This window comes from Quadrisphaera sp. GCM10027208 (genome assembly GCF_042658805.1).
Lineage (GTDB): Bacteria > Actinomycetota > Actinomycetes > Actinomycetales > SCSIO-59966 > SCSIO-59966.
Window position 1 is genome coordinate 232506 of sequence record NZ_JBHSRC010000003.1, and the last position, 19791, is coordinate 252296.

General features: G+C 75.9%; 20 protein-coding genes. 10 read left to right on the top strand and 10 right to left on the bottom strand.

Features of this window, described 5'->3' with window-relative positions; genetic code table 11:
* Positions 1–49 precede the first annotated feature (49 nt).
* Genes ACFP6A_RS06520 through ACFP6A_RS06535 form a run of 4 tightly spaced genes read left to right on the top strand, consistent with a single transcriptional unit; the run spans position 50 to position 4113 of the window.
* Positions 50–640 (top strand): DUF4126 domain-containing protein, encoded by a 591-nt coding sequence (locus ACFP6A_RS06520; protein WP_379602507.1) that lies wholly within the window; start codon positions 50–52, stop codon positions 638–640.
* On the top strand, positions 637–1449 hold the full coding sequence (locus ACFP6A_RS06525) for a carotenoid biosynthesis protein (protein WP_379602509.1): 813 nt from the start codon (positions 637–639) through the stop codon (positions 1447–1449). The genes ACFP6A_RS06520 and ACFP6A_RS06525 overlap by 4 nt, the downstream gene beginning before the upstream one ends.
* Positions 1446–2576, top strand: a complete 1131-nt coding sequence (locus tag ACFP6A_RS06530; protein WP_379602511.1) for a glycosyltransferase — start codon at positions 1446–1448, stop codon at positions 2574–2576. Before ACFP6A_RS06525 ends, ACFP6A_RS06530 begins: the two co-directional genes overlap by 4 nt.
* Complete coding sequence (locus ACFP6A_RS06535; protein WP_379602512.1) at positions 2569–4113, top strand: phytoene desaturase family protein; 1545 nt, start codon at positions 2569–2571, stop codon at positions 4111–4113. Before ACFP6A_RS06530 ends, ACFP6A_RS06535 begins: the two co-directional genes overlap by 8 nt.
* On the opposite strand, the gene ACFP6A_RS06540 is transcribed toward ACFP6A_RS06535, so the two are convergent.
* Genes ACFP6A_RS06540 through metF form a run of 3 tightly spaced genes read right to left on the bottom strand, consistent with a single transcriptional unit; the run spans position 4056 to position 6759 of the window.
* Positions 4056–5138: an acyltransferase gene (locus ACFP6A_RS06540; protein ID WP_379602514.1), complete on the bottom strand. Its 1083-nt coding sequence runs from the start codon at positions 5136–5138 to the stop codon at positions 4056–4058. The genes ACFP6A_RS06535 and ACFP6A_RS06540 overlap by 58 nt on opposite strands.
* Complete coding sequence (locus ACFP6A_RS06545; RefSeq protein WP_379602516.1) at positions 5135–5809, bottom strand: CDP-alcohol phosphatidyltransferase family protein; 675 nt, start codon at positions 5807–5809, stop codon at positions 5135–5137. Before ACFP6A_RS06545 ends, ACFP6A_RS06540 begins: the two co-directional genes overlap by 4 nt.
* Complete coding sequence (gene metF / locus ACFP6A_RS06550) at positions 5806–6759, bottom strand: methylenetetrahydrofolate reductase [NAD(P)H] (RefSeq protein WP_379602518.1); 954 nt, start codon at positions 6757–6759, stop codon at positions 5806–5808. Before metF ends, ACFP6A_RS06545 begins: the two co-directional genes overlap by 4 nt.
* 169 nt (positions 6760–6928) lie before the next feature.
* Between metF and ACFP6A_RS06555 the strand changes: the two genes are divergently transcribed.
* The 3 genes from ACFP6A_RS06555 to ACFP6A_RS06565 are packed head-to-tail and all read left to right on the top strand — an operon-like array spanning position 6929 to position 10568.
* Positions 6929–8035 (top strand): polyprenyl synthetase family protein, encoded by a 1107-nt coding sequence (locus ACFP6A_RS06555; RefSeq protein ID WP_379602520.1) that lies wholly within the window; start codon positions 6929–6931, stop codon positions 8033–8035.
* Between the two features lie 47 nt (positions 8036–8082).
* Entirely contained in the window at positions 8083–9606 is a 1524-nt protein-coding gene (gene crtI / locus ACFP6A_RS06560) for a phytoene desaturase family protein (protein WP_379602895.1), read from the top strand.
* A complete protein-coding gene (locus ACFP6A_RS06565; RefSeq protein ID WP_379602521.1) occupies positions 9597–10568 on the top strand; it encodes a phytoene/squalene synthase family protein in 972 nt (323 codons plus the stop codon). The genes crtI and ACFP6A_RS06565 overlap by 10 nt, the downstream gene beginning before the upstream one ends.
* A gap of 19 nt (positions 10569–10587) precedes the next feature.
* On the opposite strand, the gene ACFP6A_RS06570 is transcribed toward ACFP6A_RS06565, so the two are convergent.
* The gene (locus tag ACFP6A_RS06570) at positions 10588–10941 is read right to left on the bottom strand and encodes an Rv2175c family DNA-binding protein (protein ID WP_379602523.1); all 354 of its coding nucleotides are present in this window, start codon (positions 10939–10941) and stop codon (positions 10588–10590) included.
* Positions 10942–11135: 194 nt separating this feature from the next.
* On the opposite strand from ACFP6A_RS06570, the gene ACFP6A_RS06575 reads away from it, so the two are divergent.
* Genes ACFP6A_RS06575 through ACFP6A_RS06585 form a run of 3 tightly spaced genes read left to right on the top strand, consistent with a single transcriptional unit; the run spans position 11136 to position 15447 of the window.
* Positions 11136–12509: a LysM peptidoglycan-binding domain-containing protein gene (locus tag ACFP6A_RS06575; protein ID WP_379602524.1), complete on the top strand. Its 1374-nt coding sequence runs from the start codon at positions 11136–11138 to the stop codon at positions 12507–12509.
* 57 nt (positions 12510–12566) lie between these two features.
* Positions 12567–14525, top strand: coding sequence for a Stk1 family PASTA domain-containing Ser/Thr kinase (gene pknB / locus ACFP6A_RS06580; protein ID WP_379602526.1), 1959 nt, complete (start codon positions 12567–12569; stop codon positions 14523–14525).
* Positions 14526–14529: 4 nt separating this feature from the next.
* Positions 14530–15447: a DMT family transporter gene (locus tag ACFP6A_RS06585; protein ID WP_379602528.1), complete on the top strand. Its 918-nt coding sequence runs from the start codon at positions 14530–14532 to the stop codon at positions 15445–15447.
* Between the two features lie 15 nt (positions 15448–15462).
* Here the strand turns inward: ACFP6A_RS06585 and ACFP6A_RS06590 are convergent, their stop codons facing one another.
* From ACFP6A_RS06590 to ACFP6A_RS06615, 6 genes are all read right to left on the bottom strand, one after another.
* The gene (locus tag ACFP6A_RS06590) at positions 15463–16161 is read right to left on the bottom strand and encodes an MOSC domain-containing protein (protein ID WP_379602530.1); all 699 of its coding nucleotides are present in this window, start codon (positions 16159–16161) and stop codon (positions 15463–15465) included.
* Between the two features lie 5 nt (positions 16162–16166).
* Complete coding sequence (locus tag ACFP6A_RS06595; RefSeq protein ID WP_379602532.1) at positions 16167–16421, bottom strand: DUF2283 domain-containing protein; 255 nt, start codon at positions 16419–16421, stop codon at positions 16167–16169.
* A gap of 9 nt (positions 16422–16430) precedes the next feature.
* Positions 16431–16667, bottom strand: coding sequence for a DUF4258 domain-containing protein (locus ACFP6A_RS06600; RefSeq protein ID WP_379602534.1), 237 nt, complete (start codon positions 16665–16667; stop codon positions 16431–16433).
* A gap of 87 nt (positions 16668–16754) precedes the next feature.
* Positions 16755–17366 carry a molybdopterin-dependent oxidoreductase gene (locus ACFP6A_RS06605; RefSeq protein WP_379602535.1) on the bottom strand — a complete coding sequence of 204 codons (612 nt, stop codon included), beginning with the start codon at positions 17364–17366 and terminating at the stop codon, positions 16755–16757.
* Positions 17363–18346 (bottom strand): threonine aldolase family protein, encoded by a 984-nt coding sequence (locus ACFP6A_RS06610; RefSeq protein WP_379602897.1) that lies wholly within the window; start codon positions 18344–18346, stop codon positions 17363–17365. Before ACFP6A_RS06610 ends, ACFP6A_RS06605 begins: the two co-directional genes overlap by 4 nt.
* A 62-nt stretch (positions 18347–18408) precedes the next feature.
* On the bottom strand, positions 18409–19746 hold the full coding sequence (locus ACFP6A_RS06615; RefSeq protein ID WP_379602537.1) for a class II 3-deoxy-7-phosphoheptulonate synthase: 1338 nt from the start codon (positions 19744–19746) through the stop codon (positions 18409–18411).
* Positions 19747–19791: the final 45 nt, after the last annotated feature.

Genomic DNA, 19791 nt, shown 5'->3' on the forward strand with positions numbered 1-19791 from the left:
CCGGTGCCGGCCGGCCGTGACGGCGAAGGAGTGACGGAAGGAGGGGCGCGTGGAGCTGCTGCCGTGGGTGTTCACCACGGGCTGGGCGAGCGGCGTCAACGCCTACCTCGTCGTCCTGATTCTGGGTCTGGTCGAGCGGTTCGCCGGCGTCGCGGCGGTCCCCGACGTGCTGGCCCGCACCGACGTGCTCGTCGCGGCCGGGGTGCTGTTCGCCGTCGACGCGGTGGCCGACAAGGTCCCCTACCTGGACTCCACCTGGGACGCCGTCCACACCGCGATCCGTCCGACCGTGGGCGCCGTCCTCGGTGCCCTGCTCGCCGGGGAGGCCTCGAGCGTGGAGCAGGCGCTGGCCGCCACCGCCGGCGGGGTGACGGCCCTGGCCAGCCACGCCGTCAAGGCCGGTCTGCGGGCGGCGGTCAACACCTCCCCGGAGCCGGCCAGCAACGTCGCCGTGAGCGTCGCCGAGGACGTCGGGGTCGCCTCGGTGGTCTCCCTGGTGCTGGTGGCCCCGTGGCTGGCGGCCGGCGTCGCGGCCGTCCTCCTCGTCACCGGGACCGTGCTCGTGCTGCTGCTGCTCTCCCGGGTCCGCGCCTGGCGCCGCCAGCGCCGCCAGCGCACGCAGCCGGGCACGCTGCGGTGACGGCACGCCGGGCCGCGCTGCTGCTCGCCGCAGCCGCCGTGCTGACCCAGATCAGCTACCCGCTGCTGGACGGCGCGGGGCTGCGCACCGCGACCGTCGTCTCCGTGCTGCTGTTCTGCGGCGCGGCCCTGACGCACGCGGCGGCGACCGTCGGGGCCGGTGGCGCGCTGCGGGTGCTCGGGGTCGCCGGCGGGGTCGGCCTGGCGGCCGAGGTGGTCGGGGTGAGCACCGGCGTCCCGTTCGGCCGGTACGCCTACACCGGCACTCTCGGGCCGGAGGTGGCCGGCGTCCCCGTCGTCGTCCCGCTGGCCTGGACGATGATGGCCTGGCCCGCGCTCGTCGCGGCCCGCCGACTGGCCGGCCCCTCGTGGCGGGCCGTGCCCGTCGCCGCCTGGCTGCTCGCCTCCTGGGACCTGTTCCTCGACCCGCAGATGGTGGCCGCCGGCCACTGGACGTGGACGTTCCCGGAGCCGGCGCTGCCCGGCGTCGCGGGTGTCCCGCTGACGAACTACGCGGGGTGGCTGCTCGTCGCCGGCGTCCTGCAGAGCGCCCTGCACCTCGCCGTCCCGGCGCGGCGCGGGCACCGCCCGCTGCCGACCGACCACCTCGTGCCGGCGGTGCTGCTCGGCTGGACCTGGCTGGGGTCCACGGTGGCGAACCTCGCGTTCTTCGACCGGCCGGCCGTGGCCGCGTGGGGGTTCGTCGGGATGGGGCTGGTGACGGCGCCCTACCTGGTCGCCGTGGGCCGGAGCCGCACCGGGACCCGTCCGGTCGTGGCCCGGCCCGAGCCGGAGGAGACACGGCGGTGAGCGGGGCGCTGACCCGGGCCGGCAGCGCCCTGGCGGTGCTGCTGACCGTGCACACCGTCGTCAACCTCCGGCTGCTGCGCACCCCGGACGCCGACCCGCCGCCGGTGCGGGAGCGGGTCAGCGTGCTGGTCCCGGCCCGCGACGAGGCGCACCAGGTCGGCGACTGCCTGCGGGCCGTGCTCGCCGGCACCGGCGTGGCGGACCTGGAGGTGCTCGTCCTGGACGACGGCTCCGTGGACGGGACGGCGGACGCCGCCCGGGCCGCCGCCGGGGGCGACCCGAGGGTCCGGGTGCTCACCGGCACCCCGCCGCCGGCGGGCTGGCTGGGCAAGCCGTGGGCGTGCCGGCAGCTGGCGGCGGCCGCGACCGGTGACGTCCTCGTCTTCGTGGACGCCGACGTCCGGCTGGCACCGCACGCGCTGGCCGCCACCGTCGGCCTGCTGCGCCGGCACCGGCTCGACCTCGTCTCGCCGTACCCACGGCAGCTCACCGGGACGGCCGCGGAGCGACTGGTCCAGCCGCTGCTGCAGTGGTCCTGGCTCACGACGCTGCCGCTGCGGGTCGCCGAGTGGTCCCCACGGCCCTCGCTGAGCGCCGCCAACGGCCAGCTGCTCGCCGTCGACGCCGCCGCCTACCGGCGCGCCGGCGGCCACGACGCCGTTCGCGCCGAGGTGCTCGACGACATCGCGCTGCTGCGGGCGGTCAAGGCGGCCGGGGGACGCGGCGTGGTGGCCGACGGCACCACGCTGGCGACCTGCCGGATGTACACCTCCTGGGCGCAGGTCCGCGACGGCTACGCCAAGTCGCTGTGGTCAGCGTTCGGCTCCCCCGCCGGCGCCGCCGCGGTGACCGGGCTGCTCACGCTCGCCTACGTCGTCCCCGCCGCGGCCGCGCTGCGCGGCTCCCGGGCCGGGGCCGTGGGCTACGCCGCGGGCGTGCTGGGCCGCGTGCTCGTGGCCCGCCGCACCGGCGGCCGGCCGCTGGACGCCGCCGCGCACCCGCTGTCCGTGCTCGCCCTCGCCGGGCTGACCGCCCGCTCGTGGTGGCTGCACCAGCGGGGCGCGCTGACCTGGAAGGGCCGCACCCTGCCGGGGGCGCGGGACGGACGGCGCCGACGCCGTGGCTGACGTCGTCGTCGTCGGCGCGGGCCTCGGCGGGCTGGCCGCCGCCGCCCGGCTCGCCGCCGCCGGGCACCGGGTGACCGTCTGCGAGCAGTCCGGCACCGTCGGCGGCAAGCTGGGCTGGTTCAGCCGGGACGGGTTCGGCTTCGACACCGGGCCGAGCCTGCTCACCCTGCCCGCCGTGTACCGGGACCTGTTCGCCGCCACCGGCCACACCGCGCTGGAGGACCACGTCGACCTCGAGCCGGTCGACCCGGCGTTCGACTACCGGTTCGCCGACGGCACCCGTCTCGAGCTGCCGAACCTGTCCCGCTCGGGCACCCGCGCGGCGATGGACGCCGCGCTCGGCGCCGGTGCCGGGGACCAGTGGCTGGCCCTGATGCGCCGGGCCGCACGGATCTGGGACGTCACCCGTGAGCCGTTCCTCACCTCCCCGCTGCAGGGCCCGCGCACGCTGGCCCGCCTCTCCCGCCGGACCGGCGACCTGCGCACGGTCGCGCCGTGGCTGTCGCTGCGCTCGCTCGGCCGCCGGTACCTCGACGACCCGCACCTGCGCACCCTGCTCGACCGGTACGCCACCTACACCGGCAGCGACCCGCGCCGCGCCCCGGCCGCGCTGGCGACCGTGCCGTACATGGAGCAGCGGTTCGGCTCCTGGTACGTGCGCGGCGGACTGCGCCGGCTCGCCGAGGCGGTCCACGACCGGGCCGTGGCGTCCGGGGCCCTCGTGCGCACGCACGCGGACGTCGTGGCGCTGGTCGTCGAGGACGGCCGGGCGGCCGGCGTCCGGCTCGCCGACGGCGCCGTCCTGCCCGCGGACGTCGTCGTGTCCGACGCCGACGCCACGGCCCTGTACCGCGACCTGGTCCCGGACGCCGTACCCGCCCGCAGGAGGGCGCTGGCCGGCCTGCGGCGGGTCACGCCGTCGCTGTCCGGGTTCGTCCTGCTGCTGGCCCTGCGGGGACGCACCCCCGGGCTGCGCCACCACACCGTGCTGTTCGGCGCGGACTACGACGCCGAGTTCGACGCGGTGTTCGGCGTCGGCCGGCGCCGGGGGGCGCCCCGCCCGGTGGCGGACCCGACGGTCTACGTCGCCGTCCCCGACGACCCGGCCACCCGCCCGGACGACGACTCCGAGGCGTGGTTCGTGCTCGTCAACGCGCCGCGCCACGTGCCGGACGACCCGCGTGCCGGGATCGACTGGGACGCCCCCGGCCTCGCCGACCGGTACGCCGACCAGGTGCTGCAGGTGATGGCGTCCCGCGGTCTGGACGTGCGCGACCGCGTGCTGTGGCGCGAGGTGCGCACCCCCGCCGACCTGGAGCGGGACACCCGCAGCGTGGGCGGGTCGATCTACGGCACGTCGAGCAACGGCCCGCGGGCGGCGTTCCTGCGGCCGGCGAACGCCTCGCCGCTGCCGGGTCTCTACCTCGTCGGCGGCTCGGCGCACCCCGGCGGCGGCATCCCGCTCGTCGGGCTGTCGGCTCAGATCGTCGCCGACCTCCTCGGGCGCGCCGGCTCCCCGAGCACCGCCCGCAGGTAGGGGACGCGCAGCAGCACCCAGCTGATGAGCGCCGAGGCGGCGGTGTGCACGGCGGTGAGCCCGAACGCCGCCACCAGCACCCCGGCGAGGTCGGTGGGCACGCCGGTGACGTGCCGCAGCCCGTACACCAGTGCGCCGTGCACGAGGAAGATCCCGAACGACAGCGGGGCGAGCCGCTCCAGCGGACGGCAGCCGGCGCGCAGCACGTGGTGGAGCAGCAGGTAGCCGGTCACCGACATGACGATCACCGGCGGGGACAGGAAGTCGTAGGCGTACCGACCGACGTCCCCGAAGCCGCCGGTGACGGCGAGCACGGCGACGACGACGACGCTGCCGACGTAGCCGGCCCAGGCCCAGACGAGCTGGCGGCCGTGCAGGAGCACGTCGCGCAGCACCCACCCGAGCACGTAGTACCCGGCGAACGGCACGAACCGGGTCACGGCGTTCGGCTCGCCCACCCCGGCCGCGTACTCGACGACCTGGTCGACGGCGCCGAGCGCGAGCAGCACGACGGCGAGACCGAGCTGCATCCGCCACGTGGCGTGCCGGGTGACCACCTTGAGGAACGGCGTGACGAGCACCAGCCCGGCCAGCACGTAGAGGAAGTACAGCTGGAGGAAGGGCGCGCCGGCGGCGACGTCGGTGGCAGCTCGCTGCGGGGTGAGCCCGGCGCCGAGGACGACCTGCCGGAAGGCCAGGTAGAAGACCGTCCAGAACACCAGCGGGACGCCGACCCGCTGCCAGCGGCGACGGTAGAAGTCCCGTGGCCGGGCGACCTTGGCCGGGTCGAGGGCCAGCGCGCCGGAGATCATGAGGAAGACCGGCACGCACCACCGGTTCGCGGCGTTGAGCGCGTTGGCCACCCACCAGCCGGCGCTGCCGACCTCGACGCCGCGTCCCTCCACCGTGGGGGCGACGACGTGGATGAGGACGACGACGACGATCGCCACCACCCGGGCCGCGTCCATCCACACCGTCCGGGTCGGTGGCGGCGGCTGCTCAGGGACGGCGTCGAGGAGGCTCACCGCAGCTCCCGCCGGACGGCGGGGACGAGCTGGGCGAGCCCGGCGACACCGACACCGACGAGCGCGGCCGCCCCGGCCGTGGCCCACCCGCCGGCCGCGGCGGGGTACAGACCGGCCCCCAGCGCGAACAGGGCGACGACGACCGCCCGGGTCGGACGCTCCCCGACCGTGACCCGCGCGACGCCGGTCATCCCAGCGGCGCCGGCCCGGGCGCGCAGGTACTCGTGCAGCCAGCCGACCGCGGCGGCGGCGGCGACGAGCCAGCCGGGTGCCCCCAGCAGCCACAGGGTCGCCGTCCAGGCCAGGTCGGCGACCCGGTCGGCGACGCCGTCGAGGACGGCCCCCCACCGGGTCGGGCCGGCGGTGAGCACCGCGATCGCGCCGTCCAGGCCGTCCAGGACCGCCGACACGACGACGACCAGCGGGACGAGCAGCGCCCAGCGCCCCCCGCTCGCGGCGGGCCACAGCGCCACCGCCGCGAGGACCGGCCCGGTGGCGGTGACGGCGTCCGGCCGGACGCCGGCCGCGGCCAGCGGCCGGGCCAGGGCCTGCACGACGGTGAGGTAGCCGGCGACGAACCGGGCCGTCGGGTCCGCCCCGCCGTGCGCGGCCGACCAGCGCCGGGCGAACTCGGCCTCGTCCGGCGGGCCGGACGACGAGGGGGTGGTCACCCGGGCATCTTGCCCGGCCCGGCCCGGCGGCGCCGGGACAGGCCGAGCGCCTCGTAGATCTCCGTCGTCGCGGTCGAGGAGTTCAGCGTGTAGAAGTGCAGTCCCGGCGCGCCCTCGGCAAGCAGCCGCTCCCCGAGCGCGGTCGCCGCCTCCACCCCGACGGCTCGCACCGCCACCGGGTCGTCGGCCACCCGTTCCAGCCGGTCGACGAGCGGTGCCGGCAGCGGCGTGCCGGACAGCTCGGCGAACCGCCGGACCTGGCGCACGTCGGTCACCGGCATCACCCCCGGCACGATCGGCAGGTCGCAGCCGCGTGCCGCGGCACGGTCCCGCAGGCGCAGGTAGGCCGCCGGGTCGAAGAAGAACTGGGTGACGGCGAAGGTCGCCCCGGCCCGCTGCTTGGCCAGCAGCACCTGCGCGTCCTGGTCGGGCCCGGAGGACTCCGGGTGCCCGTCGGGGAAGGCAGCGACCCCGACGCTGAAGTCGCCGAGACCGCGGACCAGCCGGACCAGGTCCTCGGCGTGGTCGAGCCCGTCCGGGTGCGCCGTCCACGGGGCACCCGGACCGCCGGGCGGGTCGCCGCGCAGAGCGAGCACGGACCGGACCCCGGCGTCGGCGTAGGCGCCGACCACGCGCCGCAGCTCAGCGCGGGGGCTGGCGACGCAGGTGAGGTGCGCGACCGGGGTCAGCGTCGTCTCCTCGGCGATCCGCCGGGTGATCCGCACGGTGCGGTCCCGGGTGCTGCCGCCGGCGCCGTAGGTGACCGACACGAACGTGGGCTGCAGGGACTCCAGCCGGCGCACCGCCGTCCACAGCCGGTCGGCGGCCGCGTCGTCCCGCGGCGGGAAGAACTCGAAGGACACCGCGGGGGTGCCCGCCGCGACGGCCGCGGCGATCGCCTCGTGCACCGGCGGGACGCCGTCGCGCACGGAGGGGACACCCAGAGCCACCCGACCAGGCTACGCACGGTGCATCCGGACCGGGCACGTCGTCCGAAGGACGGTCATGATGGTCCGAAGGACGATCAGAACGTTCCGAAGGACGGTCAGGACCATGCCCGCACTAGGCTGACGAGGAGAGCCGATGACCGTGACGGTCCGGAACGCGACAGGAGTAGCGGTGAGCCAGGCCCACGGCGTGCCCTCGCTGGCGGCGTCCCCGCTGGACGCCGCGGACCTGCGCCGGCGCCTCCAGCAGGAGCTCGACGCCTTCCTCGACCAGCAGAGCGCGGTGCTGGGCGAGCTGGGCACCGACTGCGAGCCGCTGGTCGGGTCGGTCCGGGGTCTCCTGGCCGGTGGCAAGCGGCTGCGGCCGGCGTTCTGCTACTGGGGCTACCGCGGGGCCGGCGGCCAGGACGGGCCCGGCGTCGTCCGGGCGGCGGCGTCCCTGGAGCTGTTCCAGGCCGCGGCGCTCATCCACGACGACGTCATGGACTCCTCGGACACCCGGCGCGGGATGCCGGCGGTGCACCGGCAGTTCGCCGACCTGCACGACGACGGCGGGTGGGGCGGTGACCGCGAGCGGTTCGGCCAGGCGGGGGCGATCCTCGCCGGGGACCTGTGCCTGTCGTGGTGCGACGAGCTGCTGTGCGGCAGCGGGCTGCCGACCACCGCGGTGGAGCGGGGCAAGGCGGTGTTCGACCGGATGCGCACCCAGCTGATGGGCGGGCAGTACCTCGACGTGCTCGCCCAGGCCGTCGCCGGCCGGCACCGGGAGGACCCGGTGGAGGCGGCGCTGCGGGTGGTGCGGTTCAAGAGCGCCAAGTACACGGTCGAGCACCCGCTGCTGCTCGGTGCCGCCCTGGCCGGTGCCGGGGAGGAGGTGCGGGCCGCGTACTCGGCGTTCGGGCTGCCGCTCGGGGAGGCCTTCCAGCTCCGGGACGACGTGCTGGGCGTGTTCGGCGACCCCGGGACGACCGGCAAGCCCGCGGGCGACGACCTGCGGGAGGGCAAGCGGACGGTCCTCGTCGCCCTCACCCTGCGCCGGGCCGACGCGGCCGGCCGAGCCGTCGTGGAGCGGCTGCTCGGCGACCCCGGCCTGGACGCCGCCGGGGTGGCGGCCCTGCGGGAGGTCATCGTCGGCACCGGGGCCCTGGACACCGTGGAGTCGATGATCACCGAGCGCGTCATGGCGGCCCGCGAGGCCCTGGACGCCGCCCCCGTCACCCCCCAGGCCGCCGGGGTGCTGCGCTCCCTGGTCGACGCGGCGACGACGAGGACCGCGTGAGCGCTGCGTCCGCCGCCGCGGGCCGGGCCCGGCGGCTGGCGGCGTCGCTGGCACCCGGACGGGTCCGGCGGGTGGTCGGTCCCACGGACCACGTCGTCGTCGTCGGGGCCGGGCTCGCCGGCCTGAGCGCCGCGATGCGGCTCGCCGGGGCCGGCCGACGGGTCACCGTGCTCGAGCGCGAGGAGGTCCCCGGTGGCCGGGCGGGACTGGTCCGGACGACGACGGCCGACGGGGAGTACCGGTTCGACACCGGGCCGACGGTCCTGACGATGCCGGACCTTATCGCGGACTGCTTCGACGCCCTCGGGGAGGACGTCGCCGACTGGCTGGACCTGCGCCCGGTGTCACCGCTGTACCGGGCCCGCTTCGCCGACGGGTCGAGCCTGGACGTGCACGCCGACACCGAGGCGATGGCCGCGCAGATCGAGGCCGTGATCGGTCCGGACGAGGCCGCCGGTTACCGGCGGTACGTCGACTTCGTCACCCGGCTGTACCGGTACGAGATCCGGGACTTCATCGACCGCAACATCGACACCCCGCTCGACCTGCTCACCCCCAACCTGGCCCGGCTCGTCGCCGCCGGCGGGTTCCGCCGCCTGGCCCCCAAGGTGGAGCAGTACCTGCGGGACGAGCGCACGCAGCGGGTCTTCTCGTTCCAGTCCCTGTACGCCGGGGTGGCTCCCCAGGACGCGATGGCCCTGTACGCGGTCATCGCCTACATGGACTCGGTGGCCGGGGTGTTCTTCCCGGTCGGGGGGATGCACGCGGTACCGCGCGCGATGGCGGCCGCCGCGCAGCGGCACGGGGTGGAGATCCGCTACGGCACCACCGTCGAGCGAGTCGAGCACTCAGGGGGCCGTGCGACCGCGGTGGTCACCGCGGACGGGGAGCGGGTGCCCGCGGACGTCGTCGTGCTCAACCCTGACCTGCCGGTGGCCTACCGCGACCTGCTCGGCACCGTCCCGCGGCGGGTCCGCCACCTGGACTACTCGCCGTCCGCGTACCTGCTGCTGGCCGGCTCCACCGCCCGGTACCCCGGCACCACCCACCACCAGATCCTCTTCGGGCAGGCCTGGCGCAGCGTGTTCGCCGAGCTCACCTCCGGGCGGCTGATGAGCGACCCCAGCGTCCTGCTGTCGACGCCGACGGTGTCCGACCCCGGGCTGGCCCCGCCGGACCGGCACATCTACTACGTGCTGTTCCCGACCCCGCACAACGACGCCGGCGTCGACTGGGGCCGGATCGGCCCCCGGTACCGCGAGCACGTGCTGCGGACCCTCGAGCAGCGCGGGCTGACCGGGTTCGAGGCCGGGATCGAGGTCGAGCACGTGACGACCCCGGCGGACTGGGAGGCGCGGGGCATGGCGGCGGGGGCCCCGTTCGCCGCCGCGCACACCTTCCGGCAGACCGGGCCCTTCCGGCCGGGGAACATCTGGGGGGACAACGTCGTGCTGACCGGCTCCGGCACCCAGCCGGGTGTCGGCGTCCCGATGGTCCTCATCTCCGGGCGGCTGGCGGCCGAGCGGGTGCTCGGACCGGACCCGTCCTACCGGTCCCGGGCGTGGCGGTGAACAGCCACCGGCGAGCGGCGTGGCGTCGCCCGGCCGGGGCCACGTCCCTGGACGCCGCGGGGATCACCGACCCGCGGCTGCGGCAGGACTTCCTCACCTGCCGGGCCCTGCACGCCGAGCACGGCCGCACCTACTTCCTCGCCACCGGGCTGCTGCCGCCGGGCAAGCGGCCGTACGTCTGGGCGCTCTACGGGTTCGCCCGGTACGCCGACGAGCTCGTCGACTCCCTCGAGGCCCCCGACCCGGACGGGCTGCTCACCTGGGGGGAGTCGTTCCTCGACGCGCTGCGCACCGGGACGGTGCACGACCCGGTGGGCAGGGCGATGCTGACCACCGTCCGGCGCTGGGACATCCCGACCGAGCACGTCGAGGCGTTCCTGCGGTCGATGCGGATGGACATCACCCGCACCGGGTACGCCACGTACGCCGACCTCGAGGAGTACATGTACGGCTCGGCCGCGGTCATCGGGCTGCAGATGCTGCCGGTGCTCGAGCCGGTGTCCGCGGAGGCGGCGTGCCACGCCCGGCTGCTCGGGGAGGCGTTCCAGATGTCGAACTTCGTCCGGGACGTCGGCGAGGACCTCGACCGGGGCCGGGTCTACCTGCCGCAGGAGGACCTCGACGCGTTCGGGGTGACGGTGGCGGACCTGCGGGCCGGGCGGGCCGCGGGCAGCACCCCGGCGGCAGTGCGGCGGCTGCTGGCCTTCGAGGTGGAACGGACCCGGGAGCTCTACCGGCGCGCCGAGCCGGGCATCGCCATGCTGCACCCGACCAGCCGGGACGCCATCCGCTGCGCGTACGTGCTCTACGGCGACATCCTCCGCGCGGTCGAGCGCAGCGGGTACCGGGTGCTGGAGCGCCGGGTCGCCGTGCCGCTGCCACGGCGTGCCCAGGTGGCCCTGCCGGCACTGGCCCGGGCCCGGTGGGCACGGGGTCAGGCCGTCCGCTGGCAGCAGGCCTGAGCGTCCGCGCGAAAACAGGTCAGAAGGCGAGCGCCTGCGCCCGCCGGCGCACCTCCCGCCGGCGCCCCGCTCGCAGCGCGGCCAGGGGTGTGCCCGGCAGGGAGTCGTCCGGGGTGAACAGCCAGCGCAGCATCTCCTCGGTGCCGAACCCGGCGTCGGCGAGGACCGTGACCGTGCCCGGCAGGTCGGCCAGCGGCTCGGGCTCGACGAGCGCCTCCGGCACGCTGAGCACTCGCGGCTGCCCGCGCCGGACGGCGATCAGCAGCCCGTCGTCGATCATCCGCCGGACCCGGGAGACGTCCGTGCCGAGGCGCTCGGCGACGTCCGGCAGCGGCAGCCAGCTCCCTACGAGTGCGTCGAGGTCGTCGTCCACGGGGCCAGCCTGCCACGGGCCCCGTCCACCGGCGGAACGAATTCCGCCGGTGTAACTCGTGACCCGACCACCACCGCTCGTGTAGCGTCCCGCACGCCACGTGAGTCACACGAGTCTCACCGCATGACAGCCGCACCAGCCGGCCCGGCCCACCCGGGTCGCGGGCACCGGCCGACCGGAGGACAGGACACCGCATGCAGTCCAGCGCCGCTCGCACCGCCGACCCGGCCCCCATCGCACCGGCCGGTCACGGCCGCCGCCGCGCCGCGGCAGCCCTGGCCACTCTCGGGACGACCGCGCTCGGCGCCACGCTCGCCGCGCCGGCCGCCGCAGCGGGCACCGTCGTCGTCCGGGCCGGGGACACCGTCAGCCACATCGCCGTGCGCACCGGCACGTCGGTCTCGGCCATCGTCAGCGCCAACGGGCTGGACTCCCGGGCCACCATCCGGGTCGGCCAGCGGCTCACCGTGCCCGGCCCGTCAGCCACCCGAGGTCCTGCCCCGGCGGCCCCCACCGCGCTGCGGTACACCGTCCGGGCCGGGGACACCGTCAGCCACATCGCGGCGCGCACCGGCACGTCGGTCTCGGCGATCGTCAGCGCCAACGGGCTGGACTCCCGGGCCCTCATCCGGGTGGGCCAGACCCTGACGATCCCGTCCGCCACCTCGGCATCGCCGTCCTCGTCGTCCTCACCGGCGCCGGCCGGCGGCGCGTCCGGGCAGACCACGGACTCCGGGCAGACCACGTACACGGTGCGGGCCGGGGACACCGTCAGCCACATCGCCGCGCGGACCGGGCTGCCGATGACCGAGATCCTGCGGCTCAACGGGCTCAGCGCCACCAGCATCATCCGCACCGGGCAGACCCTGCGGCTGCCGGGCGCCGCCGCGCCGACCCCGCCGGTCGCCCCCGTGGTCCGCTCCACCCGCCCGTACACGGTCCGCGCCGGGGACACGCTGAGCCACATCGCCGTCCGGGAGGGCACGACGGTCGCCGCGCTGCGCGAGGCGAACCCCGGCCTGGACGGACCGGGCACGATCCGCGTCGGCCAGCAGCTGCGGCTACCGGCCGGCCCGAGCCCGGTCCCGAACACCTTCGCCGGGCGCACCTACCCCGGCCCGGTCGCCGAGGCCGCCGCGGCCAACCGCGAGGTCCTCGCCACCCGCGACGTCCCCTCCCGGGACCAGATGCGCACGATCGTCGCCGACACGGCCCGGCAGTGGGGCGTTGACCCGGCGCTGGCCCTGGCGGTCGCGTACCAGGAGTCGGGCTTCAACATGCGCGCCGTCTCCCCCGCCAACGCGGTCGGGGTGATGCAGGTGATCCCGTCCTCGGGGCGGTGGGCCTCGGACCTGGCCGGGCGCCCGCTGGACCTGCTCGACCCGCACGACAACGCCACCGCCGGCGTCGTCATCCTGCGCTCCCTGCTGCGCTCGGAGCCGGACGACCTGGGCACCGCCATCGCCGGCTACTACCAGGGCCTGGCCGGGGTGCGCCGCAACGGGATGTACCCGGACACCCGGCGCTACGTCGCCAACGTGCAGACCCTGATGGCGCGTTTCCGGTAACGGCGCCGACGGCCCGCCTGCGCCGTTCGGCCGGGTAGCGACCGTAGACTCCCGCGGGTGGACACAGCGGTGAGCGACCCGCTCGTCGGCCGGTCGGTCGACGGCCGCTACGTCGTCCGCTCCCGGGTCGCCCGCGGCGGGATGGCCACCGTCTACCTGGCCACCGACACCCGCCTGGAGCGGGACGTCGCGCTCAAGGTCATGCACCCGCACCTCGCCGACGACGAGCAGTTCGTCGCCCGGTTCCACCGGGAGGCCCGCTCCGCGGCCCGGCTGTCCCACCCCAACGTCGTCGCGGTGTACGACCAGGGCGCGGACGGCGACTGCGTCTACCTGGCGATGGAGTACGTGCCGGGGCAGACCCTGCGGGACCTGCTGGCCACCTCGGCGCCGCTGACCCCGCGGGAGGCGCTCGGCGTGCTCGAGCCCGTCCTCGACGCCCTCGGCGCCGCCCACCGCGCGGGCATCGTGCACCGCGACGTCAAGCCCGAGAACGTGCTGCTCGCCGACGACGGCCGGGTCAAGGTGGCCGACTTCGGCCTCGCCCGGGCCGCCAGCAGCGCCGCCAGCGGGACGACCCAGGGCATGCTCATCGGCACCGTCGCGTACCTGTCCCCCGAGCTCGTGCTGCGGGGGGTCGCCGACGCGCGCAGCGACGTCTACGCCGCCGGTGTCGTGCTGTTCGAGATGCTCACCGGCAGCCAGCCGTTCACCGGCGAGGTCCCGATCCAGGTGGCCTACCAGCACGTCAACACCGACGTCCCGGCCCCTTCCGAGCACGTCCCGGGGCTGCCGGCGGAGATCGACGAGCTCGTCCAGTGGGCCACCTCGCGCGATCCCGACCGCCGTCCGGCCGACGCCCGGGTGCTGCTCGCCGAGGTCCGCGACGTCCGGGCCGCCCTCAGCGAGGAGGACCTCGACCGGACCGCGGCCGGCGCAGCCGCCGGCGCGGGCGAGCCCGGGGACGGCCGGACCCTCGCCCTGCCCCGCACCGGGGCCGCGCTCGCCCTGCCCCTCGACGACACCGCCGAGCACGCCCGGCCTGCGCCGTCCGGGACCGACCGGGAGGACGGCACGTCGCGGCCGGCCGGTGACGGCGGACCCGACGTCCCGCCTGCCCGCCGCGACCGGCGACGCGGGCTGCTGCTCACGCTGGCGGTGCTGCTCGTCGGGGCGCTGGCGACCGGCGTCGGCCTGTGGTGGACCAGCGCCGGTCCCGGCGCCTGGACGACGACGCCCGCCGTCGTCGGGCAGCCGGTCGCCGAGGCGCGCAGCGTGCTGACCGAGGCCGGCCTGCAGCCGGAGGTCACCGAGCGGTACGACGACGAGGTGCCCGAAGGGCAGGTCGCGGCCACCGAGCCGGGACCGGGCGAGCAGGTGCGCCGCGGAGGCGCCGTCACGCTGGTCGTGTCCGCCGGGCCGGAGTTCGTCGCCGTCCCGCCGCTGGCCGGTCTCCCCCTGGAGGAGGCACGCACCACGCTCGAGGACGCCCGGCTCGCGCTCGGCGACGTGACCGAGGAGTACAGCGAGGACGTCGCGAAGGGTCTGGTCGTGTCGCAGTCCGTCGCCGAGGGCGAGCGGTTGCGCCGAGGGGAACCGGTCGCCGTCGTGGTGTCCCTGGGACGGCAGCCGATCGAGGTGCCCACGGTCGTCGGGTCCTCTCGCGAGCAGGCGGAGCAGACCCTGACCGGCGCCGAGCTCGCCGTCGGCGAGGTCACCACCCAGCCGAGCGAGGAGGTCGCCGAGGGCGACGTCATCGCCCAGGACCCCGCCGACGGCACCCTGTTCCGGGGGGACCCCGTCGCGCTGGTCGTGTCGAGCGGGCCGCCGCTGGTCACCGTCCCGCAGGTGCAGGGCAGCCAGCTCAAGGAGGCCCGCGCGGTGCTCGAGGAGGCCGGTCTCGAGGTCGAGGTGGAGCGGCTGCTCGGCGGCATCTTCGGCACCGTCCACTCCACGGACCCTCCTGCCGGCAGCGAGGTCCGCAAGGGCAGCACCGTCGTGGTCCGGGTCGTCTGACCCGATGGGCAGGCCTCGGACCGAGGTCGCTGCCACCCTCGGCCTCACCGCGGTGACCGCCGTCTGGGGCTCGACCTTCTTCCTGATCAAGGACGTCGTGACCGTCCTGCCGGTGGCGGACTTCCTCGCCGTCCGGTTCTGGGTGGCGGCCGTGGTGATGGTGGCGGCGTCCTGGCCGCAGCTGCGCCGCCTCGACGCGGCGGCCTGGCGGCACGGCCTCCTGCTCGGCGCCGTCTACGGCGTCGCGCAGCTGCTGCAGACCTGGGGGCTGGAGCACACCTCCGCGTCGGTGTCCGGCTTCGTCACCGGCATGTACGTCGTGCTCACCCCTGTCCTGGCCGGGGTGCTGCTGCGCACCCGGACACCGGGCACGACCTGGCTGGCCGTGCTGCTGGCCACCGCCGGGCTCGCCGTGCTGTCGCTGCGTGGCCTGGCCGTCGGGTTCGGCGAGGCGGTCACGTTCGCGAGCGCAGCGGTCTACGCGCTGCACATCGTGGGTCTGGGCGCCTGGTCCGACCGCCGGCAGGCCGTCGGCCTGTCCACGGTGCAGATGCTGGCCATCGCGACGACGTGCACGGTCGCCGCCGTCCCGGACGGGATCACCGTCCCACCGGACGGCGGGGTGTGGGCCGCGGTGCTGTACATGGCGCTGGTCGCCGGGGCCGGTGCGCTCGTCGTCCAGACGTGGGCGCAGGCGCACCTGCCGGCCACCCGGGCGGCGATCGTCATGACCACCGAGCCGGTCTTCGCCGCCGTGTTCGCGGTCCTGCTCGGCGGGGAGTCGCTGGGCCCGCGGGTGCTGGCCGGCGGCGCGCTCGTGCTGGCGGCGATGTACCTCGCCGAGCTCGGTCCGCGGCGCTCCCGGCGGGAGCTGCCCGCCGCGCTCGACCCGCCGGCCGAGGCGCTGCACCACGAGCCCTGACCGGGACCGGGCCGATCAGGTCCCGACCCGCACCTCGTCGCCGGCCGCCACCCGTCCGGGCTGGACGACGGTGGCCCACACCCCGAGGCTGCCGCCGGCCGTCGCGTGCACGGCACGCAGGACGCGACGGTCGGCGGGCAGGTCCCGGGTCGCCATCGTCACCATGACGCAGCGGGGCATCAGGCCCTCGACCCTCAGCACCACCTCAGGCCCGAGGCGAAGGGTGCGCCACGCCTCCTCCGGGGGGAGGTCCTCCCGGCCGGGGAGCAGGTCGTCGAGGAGCACGTTGGCGCGGAACCGCCGGCCGTCCACCTCCTCGCCGACGGCGTCGGCGAGCCGGCGCAGGGCGGAGGCGGTCAGCAGGTGCACCGGGCCCGCGTCGAACGTGCTGGTGTCGTCCTCGGCGGCGAACCGCACCGGCTGGCCGGTGTGCGCCGCCAGGGCGGCGTCGGCGTCCGGTGTGCCCACGGGGTGGACGGCCCCGTCCGGGAAGGTGACGACGGGTCCGGCCGGGCCGGTGGTCGCAGCGAGGTCGAGCAGGCCCTCGACCCGACCGAACCGGCGGGTCGACTTGGCACTGCCGATCCGGCCGTCCTCGGTCCGCACGTACCAGGACCGGTCGCCGGCCAGGCCGCGGAGCACCACGTCCACCGCTTCGAGGCTCTCGCCGCCGAGGGACTTGACCGGGTACCGAGTCAGGGACGTGATCCTCATCGAGCTCAGTAGGACAGCTGGGGCATCCACTCGCGAGAGTCGCCGATCACGGGCTTGAGCTCAGGGAACACAGAGACGACCTCGGCGATCATCGACTCCGTGATCTGGTGCACAGCAACGGCGAAGTCGACTCCGACGGGATCGCCGTGCTCGTCGACGTCCACTGCGACGAGGTCGCCCACCTCAACCGTCCGGGCGCACGGGGTCTCCGAGAGCACCACGTAAGTGGCGCCCACGTCCGGGTCGTACTGCACGAGCACCGGCTCAGGCTACTCCTCTCCGCTGCGATCGGCGACGGTGACCACCACATCAGGATCGTGCGTCACGATCACCACCTTCAGCCTCCGACCCCCGGATGTCTCCCCGAGAACGACCGTCCGTTCCCCCGGATACTCGCGCGAGGCGTAGGAGGTTCGCGGGCTGAGCAGAACCTCCTCGATCTCCGAGAGGGCGATCCCTCGCTGCCTCATCCGTTGCCTGGCGTGGGCGGATGGTCGAAGCGGCACGTTGCGCACCGTAGTCGAGATGCGGCAGACCGGGGTGAGCGCCTGCACCATCGCCTCCGGACTGGGCGTCTTACGTCGCGCCGGCGCTCACTCCTGGTAGGAGTAGCGCTCCTCGCGCCACGGGTCGCCCACCGCGTGGTAGCCGCGCTCCTCCCAGAACCCGCGCACCGGTCGGGTCAGGTACTCGATGCCCCGCAGCCACTTGGGTCCCTTCCACGCGTACAGGTGCGGGACGACGAGCCGGACGGGGTGCCCGTGCTCGGGGGTGAGCTCGGCGCCGTCGAGGTGGGTGGCGAGCAGGGCTCGGGGGCTGGCGAGATCGTCGACGCGCAGGGTCGCCGAGTAGCCGAACTCGGCCCAGGCCAGCACGTGGGTGGCGTCGTCCGCGGGCGGGAAGGCCTCCAGCAGGGTCCGGGTGGCCGGGCCCTCCCACTCCAGGTCGGGCACCGTCCACCGGGCGACGCAGTGCAGGTCGGCCCGGACCCGGATCCGCGGCAGCGCGCGCAGCCCGTCGAGGTCCAGCTCGTGCTGCCGGCCGTCGGCGGTGGCCCCGCTGACGACCAGGCGCCAGCGGTCCGCCCGCAGGCGGGGCACCGGTCCGTAGTGCAGGACCTTGAGCCGGCTGGCCCGCCGCTGACCGGGTGGCAGCACCCGGGGGGCGGCGTCCGGCTCCGGCCCGCCGGCCGGCGGGCCACTCATCCCCGGTCGTCGCCGCGCAGCAGCCCGGCCAGCACGGTGGCGGCGTACCCGACGGCCTCGTCGTCGACGTCCAGGTGGGTCACCAGCCGAACGGTCCGGCGGCCCAGGACCGACACCGCGACGCCCTGGGCGAGCGCCGCCTGCGCGAACGGGGCGGCGTCGACGTCGAGGACGACGATGTTGGTCTGCACGGCGTCCGGGTCGACGCTGCCGGGCCGGGCCTGCGCGCAGGCCTCGGCGAGCCGGCGGGCGCGGGCGTGGTCCTCGGCGAGGCGCTCGACGTGGTGGTCGAGGGCGTGGAGCCCGGCCGCGGCGAGCACCCCTGCCTGACGCATCCCCGCCCCGTAGCGCTTGCGCCACACCCGCGCCTCGGCGATCCGCTCCGCCGACGACACGAGCACCGAGCCGACCGGGGCGCCGAGCCCCTTGGACAGGCACACCGAGACGGTGTCGGCGAGCGCCCCGTACTCGTGCAGGGGGACACCGGTGGCCACCGAGGCGTTCCACAGCCGGGCCCCGTCGACGTGGACGGCGACACCGGCCGCGGCCGTGCCCGCGCGCAGCTCCCGCAGGGCGTCCAGCGGCTGGACCGTGCCTCCGCCGAAGTTGTGGGTGTTCTCCACCGCGACCGCGGCGGTCGACACCTGGTACGGCCCGGCGTCCGGCAGCATCATCCCCAGCGGCGCCGCGGGGTCGAGCAGCCCGTGCGGTGCCGCCCAGGTTCGGGTCGTCACCCCGCCGAGCACGGCGTGGCCGCCGAGCTCGGCCCGGACGACGTGGGCGAGGGAGTCGCACAGCAGCTCCCGGCCCGCCGGCACGAGCAGGCGGACGCCGAGCATGTTCGCCAGCGACCCGGTCGGGGTGAACAGGCCGGCCTCGTGCCCGAGCAGTGCCGCCACCCGCTCCTCCAGGGCGGTGACCGTCGGGTCCTCGCCGTAGACGTCGTCGCCGACCTCGGCGTCGGCCATCGCCGCCCGCATCGCCGCCGTGGGCCGGGTCAGGGTGTCCGAGCGCAGGTCGGCCCGGACGCGAGCCGTCGTGCTCACCGGGACCCGCGGAGCATGTCGGCGGCGAGGAAGGCGAGCTCGAGGGACTGCTGGTGGTTGAGCCGGGGGTCGCACAGCGTCTCGTAGCAGCGGCCGAGAGCCTCCTCGTCGATCTGCTCGTACCCGCCGAGGACCTCGGTGACGTCGTCGCCGGTGAGCTCGATGTGCAGGCCGCCGGGGACGGTGCCGAGGGCCCGGTGCACCTCGAAGAAGCCTCGCACCTCGTCGATGACGTCGTCGAAACGCCGGGTCTTGTAGCCGCTGCCGGAGGTGATGGTGTTCCCGTGCATGGGGTCGCTCACCCAGACCACCCGGGCACCGGAGGCGGTGACCTTCTCCACCAGGGGCGGCAGCGCCTCGCGGACCCGCTCGGCCCCCATCCGGGTGATGAAGGTGAGCCGTCCGGGCTCCCGGTCCGGGTCGAGCCGGTCGATCAGGGCCAGCGCGTCGTCCGGTGTCGCGCTCGGCCCGAGCTTGACCCCGATCGGGTTGCGCACCCGGGAGAGCAGCTCGACGTGGGCGCCGTCGAGGTCGCGGGTGCGCTCACCGATCCACAGGAAGTGCGCCGAGACGTCGTAGGGCAGCCCCGTCCGCGAGTCGATCCGGGTCAGCGCCCGCTCGTACTCCAGCAGCAGGGCCTCGTGGCTGGAGTAGAAGTCCACGCTGCGCAGCGCGTCGAAGTCGACGCCGCAGGCCGCCATGAAGGCCATCGCCCGGTCGATCTCGCGGGCGAGCTCGTCGTAGCGGGCGTTGGCGGCGCTGCCGAGGAAGCCGCGGTTCCACTCGTGCACGCGGCGCAGGTCGGCGAACCCGCCCTGGGTGAACGCGCGGATGAGGTTCAACGTCGCCGCGGCGGTGTGGTACGCGCGGACCATCCGCCGCGGGTCCGGGGTGCGGCCCTCCGGGGAGAACTCGAAGTCGTTGACGGCGTCGCCGCGGTAGGCCGGCAGCGTCAGCCCGTCCCGGGTCTCGGTGTCGCTGCTGCGCGGCTTGGCGAACTGGCCGGCCATCCGGCCCATCTTCACCACCGGCACGCTGGCCCCGTAGGTGAGCACCACGGCCATCTGCAGGACGGTCTTGACCCGGTCCCGGATCTTGTCGGCGGTGGCTCCGGCGAACGTCTCGGCGCAGTCCCCGCCCTGGAGCAGGAAGGCCCGCCCCTCGGCCACCTCCGCCAAGCGGCTGCGCAGCACGTCCGCCTCACCGGCGAACACGAGCGGCGGCAGGGCCGCCAGCTCCTCGGCGACGTCACGGACGGCGGCCGGGTCCGGCCACGACGGCTGCTGCGCGGCCGGCAGGTCGCGCCAGGCGTCGAGCTCCTCGGTGCTGGTCACCCGACCCAGGTTAGGCCCCGTTCCCGCGGTGCCCCGCGCCAGTCC

Coding starts and splice junctions, on each gene's coding strand:
- ACFP6A_RS06575 (WP_379602524.1), top strand. CDS start 11,136: ATGCAGTCCAGCGCCGCTCGCACCGCCGACCCGGCCCCCATCGCACCG.
- ACFP6A_RS06585 (WP_379602528.1), top strand. CDS start 14,530: ATGGGCAGGCCTCGGACCGAGGTCGCTGCCACCCTCGGCCTCACCGCG.
- ACFP6A_RS06590 (WP_379602530.1), bottom strand. CDS start 16,161: ATGAGGATCACGTCCCTGACTCGGTACCCGGTCAAGTCCCTCGGCGGC.
- ACFP6A_RS06605 (WP_379602535.1), bottom strand. CDS start 17,366: ATGAGTGGCCCGCCGGCCGGCGGGCCGGAGCCGGACGCCGCCCCCCGG.
- ACFP6A_RS06610 (WP_379602897.1), bottom strand. CDS start 18,346: ATGCGGGCGGCGATGGCCGACGCCGAGGTCGGCGACGACGTCTACGGC.